Annotated in this window: 16 protein-coding genes; 6 read left to right on the forward strand and 10 right to left on the reverse strand. The window is 68.7% G+C overall.

The genetic code is table 11. The annotated features are described in order from the left end of the window. Window position 1 precedes the first annotated feature (1 nt). From A5789_RS09105 to A5789_RS09110, 3 genes are all read right to left on the reverse strand, one after another. On the reverse strand, window positions 2-1,432 hold the full coding sequence (locus tag A5789_RS09105) for an FAD-binding oxidoreductase (protein WP_082940572.1): 1,431 nt from the start codon (window positions 1,430-1,432) through the stop codon (window positions 2-4). Window positions 1,433-1,594: 162 nt separating this feature from the next. Then, entirely contained in the window at window positions 1,595-1,747 is a 153-nt protein-coding gene (locus A5789_RS36425; protein WP_156747545.1) for a hypothetical protein, read from the reverse strand. 251 nt (window positions 1,748-1,998) lie between these two features. Beyond that, the gene (locus tag A5789_RS09110; RefSeq protein ID WP_064901452.1) at window positions 1,999-3,297 is read right to left on the reverse strand and encodes a glycosyltransferase; all 1,299 of its coding nucleotides are present in this window, start codon (window positions 3,295-3,297) and stop codon (window positions 1,999-2,001) included. 91 nt (window positions 3,298-3,388) lie between these two features. On the opposite strand from A5789_RS09110, the gene A5789_RS09115 reads away from it, so the two are divergent. Beyond that, window positions 3,389-4,027: a TetR/AcrR family transcriptional regulator gene (locus A5789_RS09115; protein ID WP_064901454.1), complete on the forward strand. Its 639-nt coding sequence runs from the start codon at window positions 3,389-3,391 to the stop codon at window positions 4,025-4,027. Window positions 4,028-4,185: 158 nt separating this feature from the next. After that, on the forward strand, window positions 4,186-5,292 hold the full coding sequence (locus tag A5789_RS09120; protein WP_064901456.1) for a 4Fe-4S binding protein: 1,107 nt from the start codon (window positions 4,186-4,188) through the stop codon (window positions 5,290-5,292). A gap of 6 nt (window positions 5,293-5,298) precedes the next feature. Here the strand turns inward: A5789_RS09120 and A5789_RS09125 are convergent, their stop codons facing one another. The 4 genes from A5789_RS09125 to A5789_RS09140 all read right to left on the reverse strand — a co-directional run bounded on the left by A5789_RS09125 (window position 5,299) and on the right by A5789_RS09140 (window position 8,688). After that, on the reverse strand, window positions 5,299-5,925 hold the full coding sequence (locus tag A5789_RS09125) for a DedA family protein (protein ID WP_064901458.1): 627 nt from the start codon (window positions 5,923-5,925) through the stop codon (window positions 5,299-5,301). A gap of 50 nt (window positions 5,926-5,975) precedes the next feature. Further along, window positions 5,976-7,715, reverse strand: coding sequence for a hypothetical protein (locus A5789_RS09130; protein ID WP_227463110.1), 1,740 nt, complete (start codon window positions 7,713-7,715; stop codon window positions 5,976-5,978). A gap of 155 nt (window positions 7,716-7,870) precedes the next feature. After that, a complete protein-coding gene (locus A5789_RS09135) occupies window positions 7,871-8,137 on the reverse strand; it encodes a hypothetical protein (protein WP_064901460.1) in 267 nt (88 codons plus the stop codon). Continuing rightward, the gene (locus A5789_RS09140) at window positions 8,134-8,688 is read right to left on the reverse strand and encodes an RNA polymerase sigma factor (protein WP_064901461.1); all 555 of its coding nucleotides are present in this window, start codon (window positions 8,686-8,688) and stop codon (window positions 8,134-8,136) included. The genes A5789_RS09135 and A5789_RS09140 overlap by 4 nt, the downstream gene beginning before the upstream one ends. Window positions 8,689-8,971: 283 nt before the next feature. Here A5789_RS09140 and A5789_RS09145 point away from each other — a divergent pair, with 283 nt between their 5' ends. Together A5789_RS09145 and A5789_RS09150 are read left to right on the forward strand one after the other, a co-directional pair. Continuing rightward, window positions 8,972-9,640, forward strand: a complete 669-nt coding sequence (locus tag A5789_RS09145; RefSeq protein WP_063016025.1) for a trimeric intracellular cation channel family protein — start codon at window positions 8,972-8,974, stop codon at window positions 9,638-9,640. Further along, the gene (locus A5789_RS09150) at window positions 9,640-10,902 is read left to right on the forward strand and encodes a M20 family metallopeptidase (protein ID WP_064901463.1); all 1,263 of its coding nucleotides are present in this window, start codon (window positions 9,640-9,642) and stop codon (window positions 10,900-10,902) included. The genes A5789_RS09145 and A5789_RS09150 overlap by 1 nt, the downstream gene beginning before the upstream one ends. Window positions 10,903-10,912: 10 nt before the next feature. On the opposite strand, the gene A5789_RS09155 is transcribed toward A5789_RS09150, so the two are convergent. Continuing rightward, the gene (locus A5789_RS09155) at window positions 10,913-11,386 is read right to left on the reverse strand and encodes a DUF6194 family protein (RefSeq protein WP_064901465.1); all 474 of its coding nucleotides are present in this window, start codon (window positions 11,384-11,386) and stop codon (window positions 10,913-10,915) included. 62 nt (window positions 11,387-11,448) lie between these two features. Here A5789_RS09155 and A5789_RS09160 point away from each other — a divergent pair, with 62 nt between their 5' ends. Further along, a complete protein-coding gene (locus tag A5789_RS09160; RefSeq protein ID WP_064901467.1) occupies window positions 11,449-12,177 on the forward strand; it encodes a MerR family transcriptional regulator in 729 nt (242 codons plus the stop codon). Window positions 12,178-12,321: 144 nt separating this feature from the next. Here the strand turns inward: A5789_RS09160 and A5789_RS09165 are convergent, their stop codons facing one another. After that, window positions 12,322-12,741: a group 1 truncated hemoglobin gene (locus tag A5789_RS09165; RefSeq protein ID WP_064901469.1), complete on the reverse strand. Its 420-nt coding sequence runs from the start codon at window positions 12,739-12,741 to the stop codon at window positions 12,322-12,324. A 160-nt stretch (window positions 12,742-12,901) separates the two neighbouring features. Continuing rightward, window positions 12,902-13,654 (reverse strand): NADPH-dependent F420 reductase, encoded by a 753-nt coding sequence (locus A5789_RS09170; protein ID WP_064901471.1) that lies wholly within the window; start codon window positions 13,652-13,654, stop codon window positions 12,902-12,904. Window positions 13,655-13,744: 90 nt separating this feature from the next. Between A5789_RS09170 and A5789_RS09175 the strand changes: the two genes are divergently transcribed. Continuing rightward, window positions 13,745-14,131 (forward strand): helix-turn-helix domain-containing protein, encoded by a 387-nt coding sequence (locus tag A5789_RS09175; protein WP_063015983.1) that lies wholly within the window; start codon window positions 13,745-13,747, stop codon window positions 14,129-14,131. Window positions 14,132-14,204 lie beyond the last annotated feature (73 nt).

A 14,204-nucleotide genomic window follows, 5' to 3' on the forward strand; every position in this document is an offset into this window, starting at 1 on the left:
CTCAGTCCGCGAATGGAGCTCGCACCGGATGGTTGGCGTGGATCACGTCCGCGGCGTCCCAGCGGGCCTTCGCGGCGACCAGCAGTGGCAGGTCGCGGCCGAACAGACGTTCCGGGGGTGTGGCGCTCTCGGTGAAACTGCTGATGTCGCGATCGGAACGCACGGCGGCGACCGCATCGGTCAGCGCCTGGAAGCCGGTCGTGGCCGCGTCGGCCGCAGCCGGGGTGGGGACCACGGCGACAGCGAACAACAGTGCTGCGGATCCGCGGGTGGGGCTCGCCTCGGTGCGGTCGAGGGCGCCGCCGAGGTGGCGCAGTTCGACCGAGGTGAGGGTGTCGGCGGGGCCGTCGGTGACCGCGGTGGCGACGGCGTCCACCACGTCTGCGGGAAGTGTGCGGAGGAGCGCGCTGCAGCCGAGGGCCGGGACGGGCGTCGGCGGATCCATATGCAGTCCGGCGAGCGCCGACGGCGCGACCACGTCGAAAGTGTCTATGAGAGGCGATAATTCACGCAGCGGAGCGAGCAGGTCGTGTGCCGTCGCCGCTTCGGCTTGCATCACGGCCTCGATGATCGCGAAAGTCCGTCCGGCGAACATCGGTGGCACCTCGGGTGTATCGGGGAAGCGGAGGACGCGTGCCACGGAGGTCACCGTCTCCGGTGCGGTCGCGGTCCATGCCGTCCAGGCGTGGAAGATGTCGCGGGTCGATTCGACCGGCCAGAACAGGGCGCCGGCCACCACATCACCGATGGCGTGCAGGCGCAGCGTGAGGGCGGTGATCACGGCGATATCGGCGCCGGCGAGGATCGAATCGAACAGGTCGTCGCCTGCTCGGACGCGGCGGATCACGCCGTCTGCGGTGACGAGTTCGAGCTCGAGAACCGAGGCGCGGGAGGGTCCGTGCGAGCGGGCGAACCAGCCCAGGCCACCGCCCAGCACGAGGCCGACCACGCCGACGTCGGCCGAGAAACCGCCGATGGGTACGAGTCCGGCCGCTGCCGCGGCAGCCGTGAGGTCGGCGCAGCGAACCCCGGCCTCGACATGCGCGATACGTGCATCGGCGTCGATCTCGACCCGGTCGAGTGCTCCCGTGCGCAGCAGGATCGTGCGTGCGAGGTCATCCAGCGGAGTGGCGTTGTGACCGGTGGATTGCGGTGCGACGCGCAGTCCGAGTGCGGCGGCGGCGCGGACGGTGAGTGCCACGTCGTCGGTGGTCGCCGCGGTCACCACGGCGATCGGTCGTTGATCGGCCAGCAGTTGCCAGGCGGCGCGGGCCTGATCCCAGCCGGCATCGGTCGGGCGAATGAGGGCGCCAGTCAGGGCCGCCGCGAGGTCGTCGAGGGTGCGAAAGTTATTCGGTGCCCGAGTGTTTCGATCTATGACGACGCGGGGTCTGCTGTCGGCGCGGCGGAGGGCTTCGTGCGGAAGGGGCATGACTTCTCCTTGTCGGGGTGGCTGGTGCGGCCCGATGCGGGCGCGATGGATCGTCCGGCCGGTAGGAAATGCAGGTCGGATGACGTGAGAGATGATGTGGTCGAAGAGAATTAGCCTTGCGAGGCAACGCGAGATATGCGATGTCTTGCGATGATCCGTGTGTCACAGGGTGAACGGCCGGACGCGCAGATCATCGGCCGTGGTGATCCAGGACGGTTTCGAGCTGCCGGTGTGGTTGTCGTGAGCGGATCGTTTATCGACGGCGGTGCTCGAGGCCGCTCTGTAGATGACGCCGGCGCCGCGCAGTGTGCGCACGTCCGGACGCTGATCGGCACTCCTGAAGCGAGAGAACAGGATTGGAAAGCAAGCGTGGGGGCCGCGCCGTGGCGGCCGCGCGGACTGTTTGCGATGCATCGGCCGCCTGGGTGGCGAGCGACCGGATCCCACTTCGGAGGCTGACTACACCGGCCTCTCAACGACTCCTGGTAACCAGGTCCGCGCCACAGCGGTCGTCGTTAGGGCCTGCGAACTCGAACGCCGCCCCCGACCTGATCACCGGACGAGCTTTATGCCCGCTGCTGGGTGGCGGATCGCACTGTCTCGGCGATGATCTCGTGCACGGCCTCGGGACCGGGGGATCGGCGGATCGCGTCGCCGATCGCCTCGGCACGCAGGCGGTAACGCTCGTCGGTCAGCACGGTGCGGACCGCGGCGGCGACCTTGTCCGGCGCAGGGTTGTCGGTGCGCAGGTCGATGCCCACTCCGGACCACGCCACCCGCGCGCTGACCTCGGTCTTGTCCTCGGTGCGGCCGGCGACCACGATCGGCACTCCGTGTTCGAGCGCATAGTGCACGCCGCCGTAGCCGCCGTTGGTGACGAAGACGTCGGTCTGCGGCAGCAATCGGTCGTAGGGAAGGAATTCCGCGACACGCACATTGGCGGGCAGGTTGTCCGGCAGCGTGTCGACCGGCCGTCCGCCGGTGCTGACGACGACGATGACGTCGTCGCCGGCGAGTGCGCGCACCGTGGGCTCGATCAGAGTCCATTCACCGGTGGCGACCGTGCCCTGTGTCACATGCACGACGCGGCGGCCCGCGAGATCGTCCCACCACTCCGGCACCGGCATCGCCGACGGCCGCGACCGCGCCACCGGACCGACGAAATGCACGGTGTCGGGCAGGCCGCGGCGCGGATATTCGAATTCGGGGACGGTGAACTGCACGATGTGGTCGGCTCCGGCCGGCCAGTCGAGGAAGAACCGCGGTAGGGCACGACCGGTCTCGGCGCGCGCGATCTCGTTCGCGAAGCGCTGCACGGGAGCGAACACGACCTTTTCGGCGCCGAGGGTGAGGACCGCGTTGCGCAGACGTCCCAGCGGCCCGCGCATCGGCGTGATCCCGAGACCGAAGGGCGCGACATCCGGATCCTTCAGCGCGAGCGGCAGGATCCCGAGGTTGACCAGCAGCGGTCGTTCCGCGCGCGGAATACCGCTCAGGACCGCGGCGGCGGCGAACATCGACTCGGCCAGAACGGCATCCGTGGACTCGGCGGCGATGGCCTCCCGGACCGCCCGCAACTGGGCGGGGACCGGTCGCAGGAAGATCTCGATCATGTCGTATCGAATGCCCGCGGGGCCCGACAGTCCGCGACGGCCAGGGAAGGCGGCATCGATGTCGCGATCGTCGTAGTCGGCCTCCGGCGGGAGCGGCAGGAAATCGGCGCCGGTCGCGAGGACGTCGTCGCGGAAGCGGCTACCGGTGAGGAACCGCACGCGGTCGCCCGCGCCGACGAGCGCCTCCGCGATGGACAGCAGGGGCGTGACGTGGCTGCGCACGGGTGTGGCAGTCAGGAGAACGGAGATCATGGGCGGGTCTTCCGACGTGTGAAGCGAAGTAAGATTGGTGACACCGATGAAGTATTCACTACCTCGCCGGGGTAGTCAATTAGGAATTGAGATGAGTGACAAGACCGCCACCCGGACCTACCGATCCGCCCTGCGCAGTGAACAGGCCGCGGCGACCCGCCGCCGTGTGCTCGACGCCGCGGCGGCCTGCTTCGTGGAGCGCGGCTACAGCGGCACGTCGCTGGCCGATATCGGCTCGCGCGCCGGAGTCTCGACCGAAACCGTGAAGGCCAACGGCCCCAAGCGCAATCTGCTGCTGGGCGCCTTCGAGCAGGCGTTCGCGGGCGAGGAGGGGGAGGCGCCCGTCTCCGACAGCGATGCCGCGGTCGAGGTCAACGCCATCGCCGACCACGACGCCTTCCTGCGGGCGGCCGCGAGCTTCGTTGCCGCGGCGAACGCTCGCACCAGTGTGCTGTGGACGGAGTTCCTGAGCGCCGCCAACGCCGATGCCGCCGTCGCCGAGGCGCTGGCCGGACTGCTGACGCGCCGCAAGCAGGACTACCGCACCGTGGTCGGCATGTTGCTCGAACGCGGAATCGCCCGGGCCGACATCGATTCCGAGACCGCGGCCGACGAGCTGTCGTTCCTCTGGTCGCCCGAAAGTCATCAGCAGCTCGTCCTGCAGAGCGGATGGAGCATGGAACGCTACGAGGAGTGGCTCGTCGCCGCGGTCCGGCGTCAATTCGGCTGAGATCCGAAAGCTGTTGCTTCGCAGTGCTCTTCGGCATCGCATCCCCGGTTGCGGTTCGGTAACGTCTGCGGCCGCAGCGGATACCGGCGATGAATTCCGGTCACCGGATTCGTCTATCTCTTCGAGGCCATACGTCTCGTGGAGATAGGAGGGGCGCGATGTCGTCAACTGACCGGGAGCCGACCGATGCAGGGCGCTACGCGGAGCATCCGACCGTGAAACACCTTGCCGCACAGGCGAGAAAGGCGCCGGATCCGGTGCTGAGCGCTGAGCGGCTGCGGGAGATCTGCCTCGCTGCCGGAGCCGACGATGTGGGCTTCGTGTCCGTCGATGATCCGAGGGTGGCGGAGGAGCGCGAGCACGCGCGCGGCATCCTGCCCTCGGCCCGCACCTTCGTGGCCTTCTGTCTCCTGATGAACCGCGACAATCTGCGCAGTCCGATGCGCAGCCTCGCCAACGCCGAGTTCAACCATGCCGACGACGAGACGAACGTGGTATCGCGGCGCATCACCCGGGCCCTCGAGGAGGCCGGCTACCGCGCGGTCTATCCGGCGCCCGGATATCCGATGGAGGTCGAACAGTTTCCGGGGCGGGTATGGGTGCTCGCGCACAAGGTGGTGGCCGAGGCGGCGGGCCTGGGAGTCATGGGAATTCACCGCAACGTCATTCATCCGAAGTTCGGCAATTTCATCCTGCTCGGCACCGTCGTGACCGACGCGGTGGTCGACGAGCCGAGTGCGGCGCTGGACTTCAATCCGTGCCTCGAATGCAAGTTGTGCGTCTCCGCGTGCCCGGTCGGCGCGATCACCAACGACGGTGGTTTCGATTTCCAGGCCTGCTACACCCACAACTATCGCGAGTTCATGGGCGGCTTCACCGACTGGGCCGAAACCGTCGCCGACAGCGCCGACCGCGACGACTACCGCGAGCGGGTGACCAGGGGGGAATCGTTCTCGATGTGGCAGAGCCTGTCGTTCAAACCCAACTACAAGGCCGGCTACTGCATGGCCGTATGCCCGGCCGGCGAAGATGTGATCGGCGCCTTCCTCGACGACCGGAAATCGCATCTCGACGAGGTGGTGCGCCCGTTGCAGAACAAAGCGGAAACCGTCTACGTATTGCCGGGATCCGCGGCCGAGGAACACGTCACGCGCCGGTTTCCCAACAAGACGCCGAAGCCGGTCGGTAACGGGTTCGGCGACGAGGTCAACGATCTGCTCGATCAGATCGGGCCGCGCCCGCGCCGGGGCGCTACGCCGGAGTGACCTCGGCTACGAGCGTTTGCGCAGCTGCCCCAGCAGCGGCAACAGCGACACCACGACGATGACCGCGACCGCGGGCAGCAGATACTTGTCGACGTTCGGCACCGACGCACCGAGCCAGTAACCCAGCAGGACCAAACTCTGCGACCATACGATCGCGCCGACGATCTGCCACAGCGTGAACGTGCGCGTCGGCACGTCGAGCACCCCGGCCACCGGGCTGATGACCGTCCGGACCATCGGCACGAATCGGCCGATCACGATCGCCCGGCGCGCGCCGTACCGGTCGAGCCAGCGTTCGCCGCGGGCCACCACGGTGTGCACTCGGGAGTTCGATGTGCGGTGCAGGACGGCGCGGCCGCCGTGTTTGCCGAAGACGTATCCGGCCTGCGCGCCGGCGATCGAACCCACTGCGGCGCAGAGCAATACCTGCCACAGGATGAGGCGGGGGCCGGAATGGTTCCCGCCCGCGCACAGGATGCCGGCGGGGAAGATCAAGGTGTCGCCCGGAAGGAAGAACCCGACCACCAGCAGCCCCGACTCGGCGAAGGTTCCGGCCAGTACGGCCAGCGCCCCGAAGTTGGCCAGCAGCGCAGACCCACTCGTCGGGTTGAGTGCGGTCCACGTGCCGGTCACGGGACAACCGTAACGGTTTGCCGGATTCGGGGCCGGAAACGGCGTCCGCTCTAGGGAGCGTTCCCCTCCCGCCTGCGCTCGACCGTCTGACCCGGTCGTAGCACCGTTCCGCAGTCACCGGTCTTCTGGTAATCCGACAACAGGTGCGGGAGGACCTCGGCCGAGTACCGGCGCAGTTGCCCGAGTTGCTTGTCGCCGCGCACCACATCCTTGCGAACCCAGTCCTCGTCCGGACTGGCGAGGTTCTGAGACTGCTGAATCCGGTAGTAGTCGCGGTCCATGCGCGGATCGACGGTCAATCCGTTCTGCATCCAGACGCCGTGAGTGTGGACGAACGTCGGCTTCAGATCCTCGAATACGTAGTCGGCCAATCCGATATCGGCCTTGCCCGCGTAGATGTCCGCGATCCGGGCATCGGCGAGTCCTGCCATATCGATCAGCCGCAGTCGAGAGGTCAGCGCGCTTCCGCCCATGTCGGGGGCGAGCAACGTGCCCTGCTGCAGGTCGAGGATGTCGGCGTAGCCGTTGAAGTAGCGGCCGAAGCGAAAGGCTATCCAGCACAACGGGATATCGGAATCGGCACGGTAGGAGTCGGCGGCGTCCGCCAGGGCGACACCGGAGGGGATCATGGCGGCGACCAGCGTCAGCGCGACGAGGGCCCGGCCCCGGGTGCGCAGCCGGGCCAGAACCTCGGTCGCCGAGAGCACGACGACGAGCGCGGCGAGCGCCCAGACCGGAGTGGCGAACCGGAACTGCCCCATCCAATCCGGTTGCAGCACGCAGTAGCCGGTGATCGCCAGCGTCAGCGGAACCAGCAGGGCGACAAGGCCGTTACGGATTCTGCTCGGGCCGGACAGGGCGAGCCCGACCACACCGACCGCCGCGACCACGGCGGGCGCGCCCGCGTACTGCACCAGATCGCCTGCTCTGGTGAGGTCGTGCACGGTCGGCATCGCCTGATTCTTGGCGACCGCCGTATTCGCGACGAGCCGGCCGAACTCGCTGACCCGCCACACCAGATACGCCCCGAACGGAATCGCGAACGCCGCACCGGAATACAGCACATGACGAAGTGCGACGGGCCAGGTGGCACGGCGAACCAGGATCACCGAGACCAGGGGGTACGCCGCGAGGTAGATCAGGCCGTCGGGCCGGGTCAGCGCCGCGAACGCCGCTATCGCACCGGCCGTCACGGCCACCGCGGGTGTCCACAGCCGCTCGTCCAGCACCGCCAGGAACAGGCGGACGGCGAGAGCGCATACCGCCAGCGCGAACAGCGAGTTCTCCAGGCCGGAGAAACACCAGATCACGAAGGACGGAATCGCGGCGAGCACGGCGCCGGTCACGAACGTCACCACCGCGGGCCAACGCGACACCCGCCGCGCGGCGAGGTAGCAGCAGAGGAGGATTCCGGCGCAGCACAGTGCCGCGATCGCCTTGGGGTAGAAGACGAAGTCCGGGATGCCGAACAGGGCGCCGGAGTCGAACAAGCCGCACCATTTGCCCAGCACCAGCACCGCGAGCCAGGTGGGATCGGAGAATCCCTCGACCGGTTGCGCGCCGGGTTGCAGTACCGGCCCGGCACCCTCGGCGACACTGCGCGCATACGCGAACGTGATTCCGGCGTCGTCGACCAGCCAGATGCCGTACTGCGCCGCCTGCCACACCAGTAACAGCACGCCGCTCGTCACCGCGGCCGCCGCGCCCCACCATGATCGCCCGCGTCGCTGCCGCAGGTTCTCCCGCTGCTCGCCGGAGGTTTCCGGCCGCGCTGTTACTACCTCAACCATTCACCAGAACCCATACTCGAAAGAGTCGCCAAGGGACACAACAGCTTTTGCGCCCCCTCGCGAGTACATCTACAGACGTCGGTCGATCTTGAATCCGGGTGTGGACAGCTGTCAATCCGGCGGGACCGGCCAGGGGTGGGGAAGGGTGGTGCCGATTACCAGCGGGCCCGGCACCGTCCTTGCGCACACTGTCGCTCGATCCTGCCCCGCGACACTGTCTGCGCCAGGCCGATCAGCCAGCAGGTGGGGCAGCCGCGCAGCGCGACCGCACCGGCGGGCAGCAGGAGCAGGGCGGCCGGCCCCGCGGCGGGGATCAGCGCGATCGATGCGGCGATCAGGCCGAAACCGAGCAGCCCGCGTGCCAGGTGGACCGGGACCGAGCGGCTGGCGAACGTCTTCTGCTGTCCGGCAACGTCCTTCACGGCCGCAGCCCCGGATCCGGCATCCCGAGTTGCGCGCGAACGGTAACCCGGGCTCGGTGCAGTCTGGATTTCATTGCCGCCGTGCTCAATCCGAGCGTGCGGGCCACCATGCCGCCCGGCAGGCCTTGGACATCGCGCATGATCAGGACTCGGCGCTGATCGGCGGGCAGCGCGGCGATCGCCGCGGCGATTCGCTCGATTTCGAGCCGGGCCAGCACATCGTCCTCCGCCGAGGCCGCCGCGATCTCTGCGTCCGGTTCCCGGTGCACGGCTGTGCCTAGCCGCCGCAAGCATTCGTTGCGCACGATGCGAAACATCCACGAGGCCAGTGCGCCCGCCGCCCGCAGCGTGCCGATTTTGCGGAACAGGACCAGCATCGCCTCCTGCGCGGCATCCTCGGCGTCCTGACTGCTCGCGCACAGGGAATGGGCGAAGCGCTGGACGTGCGGATAGGAGCCGGAAACCAGGGCGGCGACGGCGGACTCGTCGCCGTCGCGGGCCGCCGCGACCAGATGTTCCTCCGGCCAGGCCGATCTCGTGCGCTCAGCCACGGGTACGCCTCCGCCGCAGAACCAGCATGCAGCTGCACAGTAATACGGCCGCGACCACCACGGCGATGACGGCGACAACCATGTCGACTCCTTCGGTTAGGCGGGCCCGGTTGCCCGCACGGTTATGAGAGCGATCGAGGGCGGAAAAGGATTCAGGGCGGTGTCGAGTGGGTGCGCGCGGTCGGCCGGGCACCACGAGGCCGCCGGTTCCCGGTCGATTCGCTGACCGGCGGGTACCGTGCCGATAGCGGATGCGGCGGATATCGCGGAAGGAACGGGGTCGATGGCGGCAGTGTCGGATACCGTCCCCGAATTGCTGCGCGCCCTCGATCTGACCGGTGTGTTCGCCAACGCGATGCTCGGCGGGGCGGTGGCGCGCACGTTCCGGTTCGACCCGATCGGATTCGCCGTGCTCGCTACCGCTTCGGGGCTGGGTGGCGGCATCATCCGGGACACGCTGCTGCAGCGGGGGACGCCGGTGGCGCTGGTCGACTACGCCTACCTGCTGACCGCCCTGTTCGGGGCGTCGATCGCCTTCATGTTCCGGTTCGAGGGCCGATTGTGGGACCGGCTGTTTCCCTGGGTGGATGCCCTGGCGCTGGGCTGCTGGGCGGCGGTCGGTGCGCAGAAGACGCTCGAAGTCGGGCTCGGGTGGCTGCCGGCGGTGTTGCTGGGAACGACGACAGCGGTCGGGGGCGGGGTGGTACGCGATATCGCGGTGGGTCGGGTGCCGACGATCTTCGGGGGTAACACGCTGTATGCCACCGGTGCGCTGCTGGCCAGTGCGACACTGGTGATCATCTGGTATTCCGGCCATGCGACGGCGGGTTCGATCGCGGCGACGGTGGTCGGCGCGGGATTGTGCCTGCTGGCGCGGTGGCGCGGATGGATGCTTCCCGAGCAGGTGAGTTGGCCCGAACGATTGCGTTACGGTCGGCGAAAGGAGAGGTGATGACCTCGACCACGCGGGATACCTCGGTACTGGCGGGTCTGGACGGCATCCGTGGGTGGCAGGAGGAGTTCTACCGCGACTTGCACGCCCATCCGGAGCTGTCGCATCGAGAACATCGCACGGCCGGACGGATCGCGGAGAAGTTGCGGTCGCTGGGGTACGACGTGCACGAAGGGATCGGCGGAACGGGAGTAGTCGGAATTCTGCGCAACGGTGACGGGCCGGGGGTGCTGCTGCGCGCCGACATCGACGCGCTGCCGGTGCGTGAGGCGACCGGATTGCCGTATGCCAGCGCGGTTTCCGCTGTCGACAAGGACGGCAAGGAGGTGCCGGTGATGCATGCGTGCGGCCACGACGTGCACGTCACCTGCCTGCTGGGCGCCGCGCAGCTGATGGCCGAGCAGACCGGCCACTGGCGCGGGACGCTGGTGGCGCTGTTCCAGCCGGCCGAAGAGGTCGGCGACGGGGCGCGCGGGATGGTCGACGACGGACTGGCGAAGGTACTGCCGCGGCTGGATGTCGCGCTCGGCCAGCATGTGCTGCCCACGCCGGCCGGTTCCGTCGCCACTCGCAGCGGGCCGACGATGGCCGCGGCCGACAGTATGCGCATCACGGTGTACGGGCGAGGCGGGCACGGGTCGATGCCGCAGGCCACCATCGACCCGGTCGTGCTGGCATCGATGATCGTGCTCCGGCTGCAGATGGTCGTCTCGCGCGAGGTGGCGCCGACCGAGACGGCGGTGCTGACCGTCGGCAGCATCAACGCGGGTACCAAGAGCAATGTGATCTCCGATCACGCTGTGCTGCAACTGAATGTGCGCACTTACAACGAGTCCACCCGCACCACGATCCTCGACGCGATCCGCCGGATAGTCACCGCGGAGTGCCAGGCCTCGGGCTCGCCACGCGACCCGGAATTCGAACTGTTCGACCGATTTCCGTTGACCGACAACGACCCCGGCGCCACCGCCCGCGTGGCCGAGGCCTTCGCGGCCTATTTCGGCGACCACGCCACGGAAATGCCGATGGCCAGCGCCAGTGAGGATTTCAGCGATATCCCGAACGCCCTCGACGTGCCGTACACCTATTGGGGCGTGGGCGGAACCGACCCGGAGAAGTTCCAAGCCGCACTGCAGGCCGGCCGCGTCATGCAGGACATCCCGGTCAACCACTCGCCGAATTTCGCGCCGGTGATCGAGCCGACGCTGCGAACCGGGACGGAAGCGCTGGTCGTGGCCGCGTTGGCGTGGTTGGGACGGTAGGACGACGACCTTAGTTGTCCGCGTGTGATTCCCGGCGCTCGTATCGGCTGCGGGCGATGCGGTGGGCGCAGCGCAGGAGGTCGGCGACGGCGGTGGCGGTTCGCGGGCCGGGGTTCACGACGGCGAGCCAGGCCTGTGCCCCGTAGACGGGGTGGGGGAACAGCGTGTCGGCGAGGCTCGGGTCGGCCGGGATCGTGGCGTGGTCGCGCGGGGTGTGACCGGTTCGTTCGATGAAGGCCTCTTTGCCCGCGAAGATGTTGAGGCGGAACGTGTTCGGACGGTCCAGGCGCGATGATCCGTCGTCCGGATAATCCTTGGTGACGATGGTGGCGAAGGGCTGGGTGTGGGGAACCACGCCGTCGGGGGCGTAATAGAAGAAGGTATCGCCCCAGCTGATTTCGGGGGTGCCGTCGCCGGGCCGGGGACTCAGCGTCAGGACGCCGCCGAGGTTTTCGACGAATTCGATGATCTCGTTGATCTCCATTGCTCTAGCGTTTCATTGAAGTGCTTGTGGAGACTCCGTCCATCGGAATGGCAGGTCGTGTGATGACAAGTCGCAAATCCACTGGTCTGCGAACCGTGGATGTGGCGCGGCGGGCCGGCTGTTCCGTCCAGCAGATTCGCAACCTCGAACGCGACGGTGTGCTGCCCCCGGTCGAGCGCGGTCCGTCCGGGTATCGCACCTACGGTCGGGTGCATGTGCTGTCGGCCCACGCGTATCGGCTGCTGGCGGCGGCCGTCGGGCCCGCCGAGGCGAGAGATGTTCTGCGCGCGACACATTCCGGGCAACCATTGCCCGCGCTGCTGGATGCCGCGCACGCGCGCCTCGACGCACAGCGCCGGGAACTGCGGCTGGCGAAGCGAGCGGCCGCGGCGATCGCGGACGAACCGATCGGGGATGCGACATCCGCCGACTCGATGACGGTGTCCGAACTGGCGGGCGCGCTCGGTGTGCGGCCGTCGACATTGCGGCACTGGGATGCGGAAGGGCTGGTCGTGCCCGGCCGGGCCGGGGCGCGCGGCGCGCGGCTGTACGCGCCGGAGGATGTGCGCGACGCGCGGATCGCGCATCAGCTCCGGCTCGCCGGATATCGCATACCGGCGCTGCGCGACCTCTTGTCCGCCCTACGGGCTTTTCGAGGTGGTGACGTGTCGGCCGCACTCGCCGCGCGGGAGGCCGAAATCGACACGCGCTCGTGGGCGTTGTTCGAGGCGGCCGCCCTGTTGTTCCGGATCGTCTCCCCGTCCGGCGACGACTCCGTCGAGGCCGGATGAACGGTCGCCGGCAATGTGTTTCGTTTTGCCCGGTCGGGTCGTCTGGAGTCGGCCCGACCGGGATGTCGCTCGGCCGCCGTCGATCCTGTGCGCGGGGCAGGAGCGGGCGGCGGCCGACCCGATGCGGTCACCCGCGAGCGCAGCTCACGACACGGGGGCGTCGGAGGCGATTTCCGGCGCCAAAGGTGCGATGGCGCCGATGATTTCGCCGAGGGTCGGCTCCTGAACGCCGGCGGCCACCAGGGCGTCGCTGAGGTGGGCGGCGACGAGGGTGAAGTGGTGCATGGTGATGCCGCGGCCCTGGTGGACCTGCTTCATCGGGGCGCCGGTGTACGGTTCGGGGCCGCCGAGGGCTGCGGCGAAGAATTCCACCTGGCGCCCCTTCAGCCTCGACATGTTGGTGCCGGTGAAGAAGCCGGCGAGATCCTCGTCGGCGAGGACACGAACGTAGAAGTCCTCGACGACGGTTTCCAATGCTTCGTGCCCGCCGATCTGTTCGTAGATCGACGGGGCGGGCGCGGACGGGGCTGCGGACGATTTCGAGAAAAGTGACGAGATTCGCATGAAAACAGGAAATCAGCGGCGTGTTTCACCTCCGTTAGTTGTGTGTCGCCGACGGGTTGCCCTGTGTAGAAAGGCGGTTGCTCCGATCTCACCTCCGCCGCGGCCGGGCTGCGAGGTTTCTCTCGCTCCGATGACGAGCACGCGAGCCGCGCCCATCGAACTACGGGGTGGGCATCGCCGGCACCGCCCGGCTGGGGTCCACGCCGGAGAAGGCCAGCGAGATGACGAAACCGGCGGCCTCCTCCAGCTGACGTGCGCGGTCCAGACCGCCCAGCACCACCGGTACGGCGCCGACGTCGCGCACCAGGTGTTCGGTGGTGCGCAGGGCGGCCGGGGCGTCGCCGCAGATCGTGACCGAGGGCGGTCGGTGAGTCGATCCGGTATCGGGGGTCGCGTCGGCTTCGCGTGCGGCCCACTGTTCGCTGGGGAACAGGTGGAACGCCTTGACCACGTGCGCTCCCGGCGCGAGTTCGGCCACGCGCTGCGCATGCGAGGTGCCGGGCGGCAGGCGCAGCACGCCGAGCCCGTGGTCGATCGCGTTGGTCGCATCGATGACGGTGAGACCCGACAGTGCGCCACCGGGCGCGCCCACCGCGCGCAGAACCTCCTCGACTCCGGTGTAGGCCACCGCCAGCAATACCGCGTCCGCAGTTCTTCTCGCCCCCGGCCCTACGGCGTCTGAGCCGCCCGCGACTGTCGCTGGGTGGGCCGCCGTCGGAGCGTGCGGGACCACCTTTCCGCCGGCCCCGATCTCCGTCAGCGGCACAGCCCGCACGCCGGCACCGAGCCGCCGCGCGAGCGCCTCGGCCTTGTCCATCGAACGCCCGGCCACCGTGATCTCGTGTCCGGCGCGGGCCCATCGGCGGCCCAGTGCCTCGGCCAAGGCGCCGGTGCCGAGAATCGTGATTCGCATCGTGTGCTCCTTCGAGTTGTCGATCCGGCGCTACGGTAGGACGGCCGATACGCACCGATCGGTGCGCGACGGATGGGTGATCATCACGGGATGAGCGGTTACGACGAGCATGCGGGCGAACTGGTCGCCGATTGCCGATTGCGCGCGGCCACAGACCTTTTCGCGCACACCTGGGATCCGGTGGTGCTGGTCGGACTGCTCGGCGGAGCGCGCCGGCGCAGCGAATTGCGGGCCGAGATCGGCGGCATCAGCGACAAGGCGCTCACCGAGGCCCTGCGCCGGCTGCTCGGCCACGGCCTGATCGAGCGTCACCGCTACGCACAAGCGCCACCACGCGTCGAATACGCGTTGACCCCGCTCGGGCTGAGCCTCGTCGAGGGCCCGATGCGCGCGCTCGGCGAGTGGGTGGAGGAGCACGGGGACGCACTGCTGGAGGCGGACCCGCTCGCCGAGTTCGACACGCACGAGCGCGGCTGACCCGCCGCCACCTCGGACCGCACAGTGACCGACCCGACACAGCCGCCCGGGCGCGGACCGCGAGCCGCCGGCG

The sequence above is a fragment of the Nocardia sp. 852002-51101_SCH5132738 genome (genome assembly GCF_001665695.1).
Classification (GTDB): Bacteria; Actinomycetota; Actinomycetes; order Mycobacteriales; family Mycobacteriaceae; genus Nocardia; species Nocardia nova.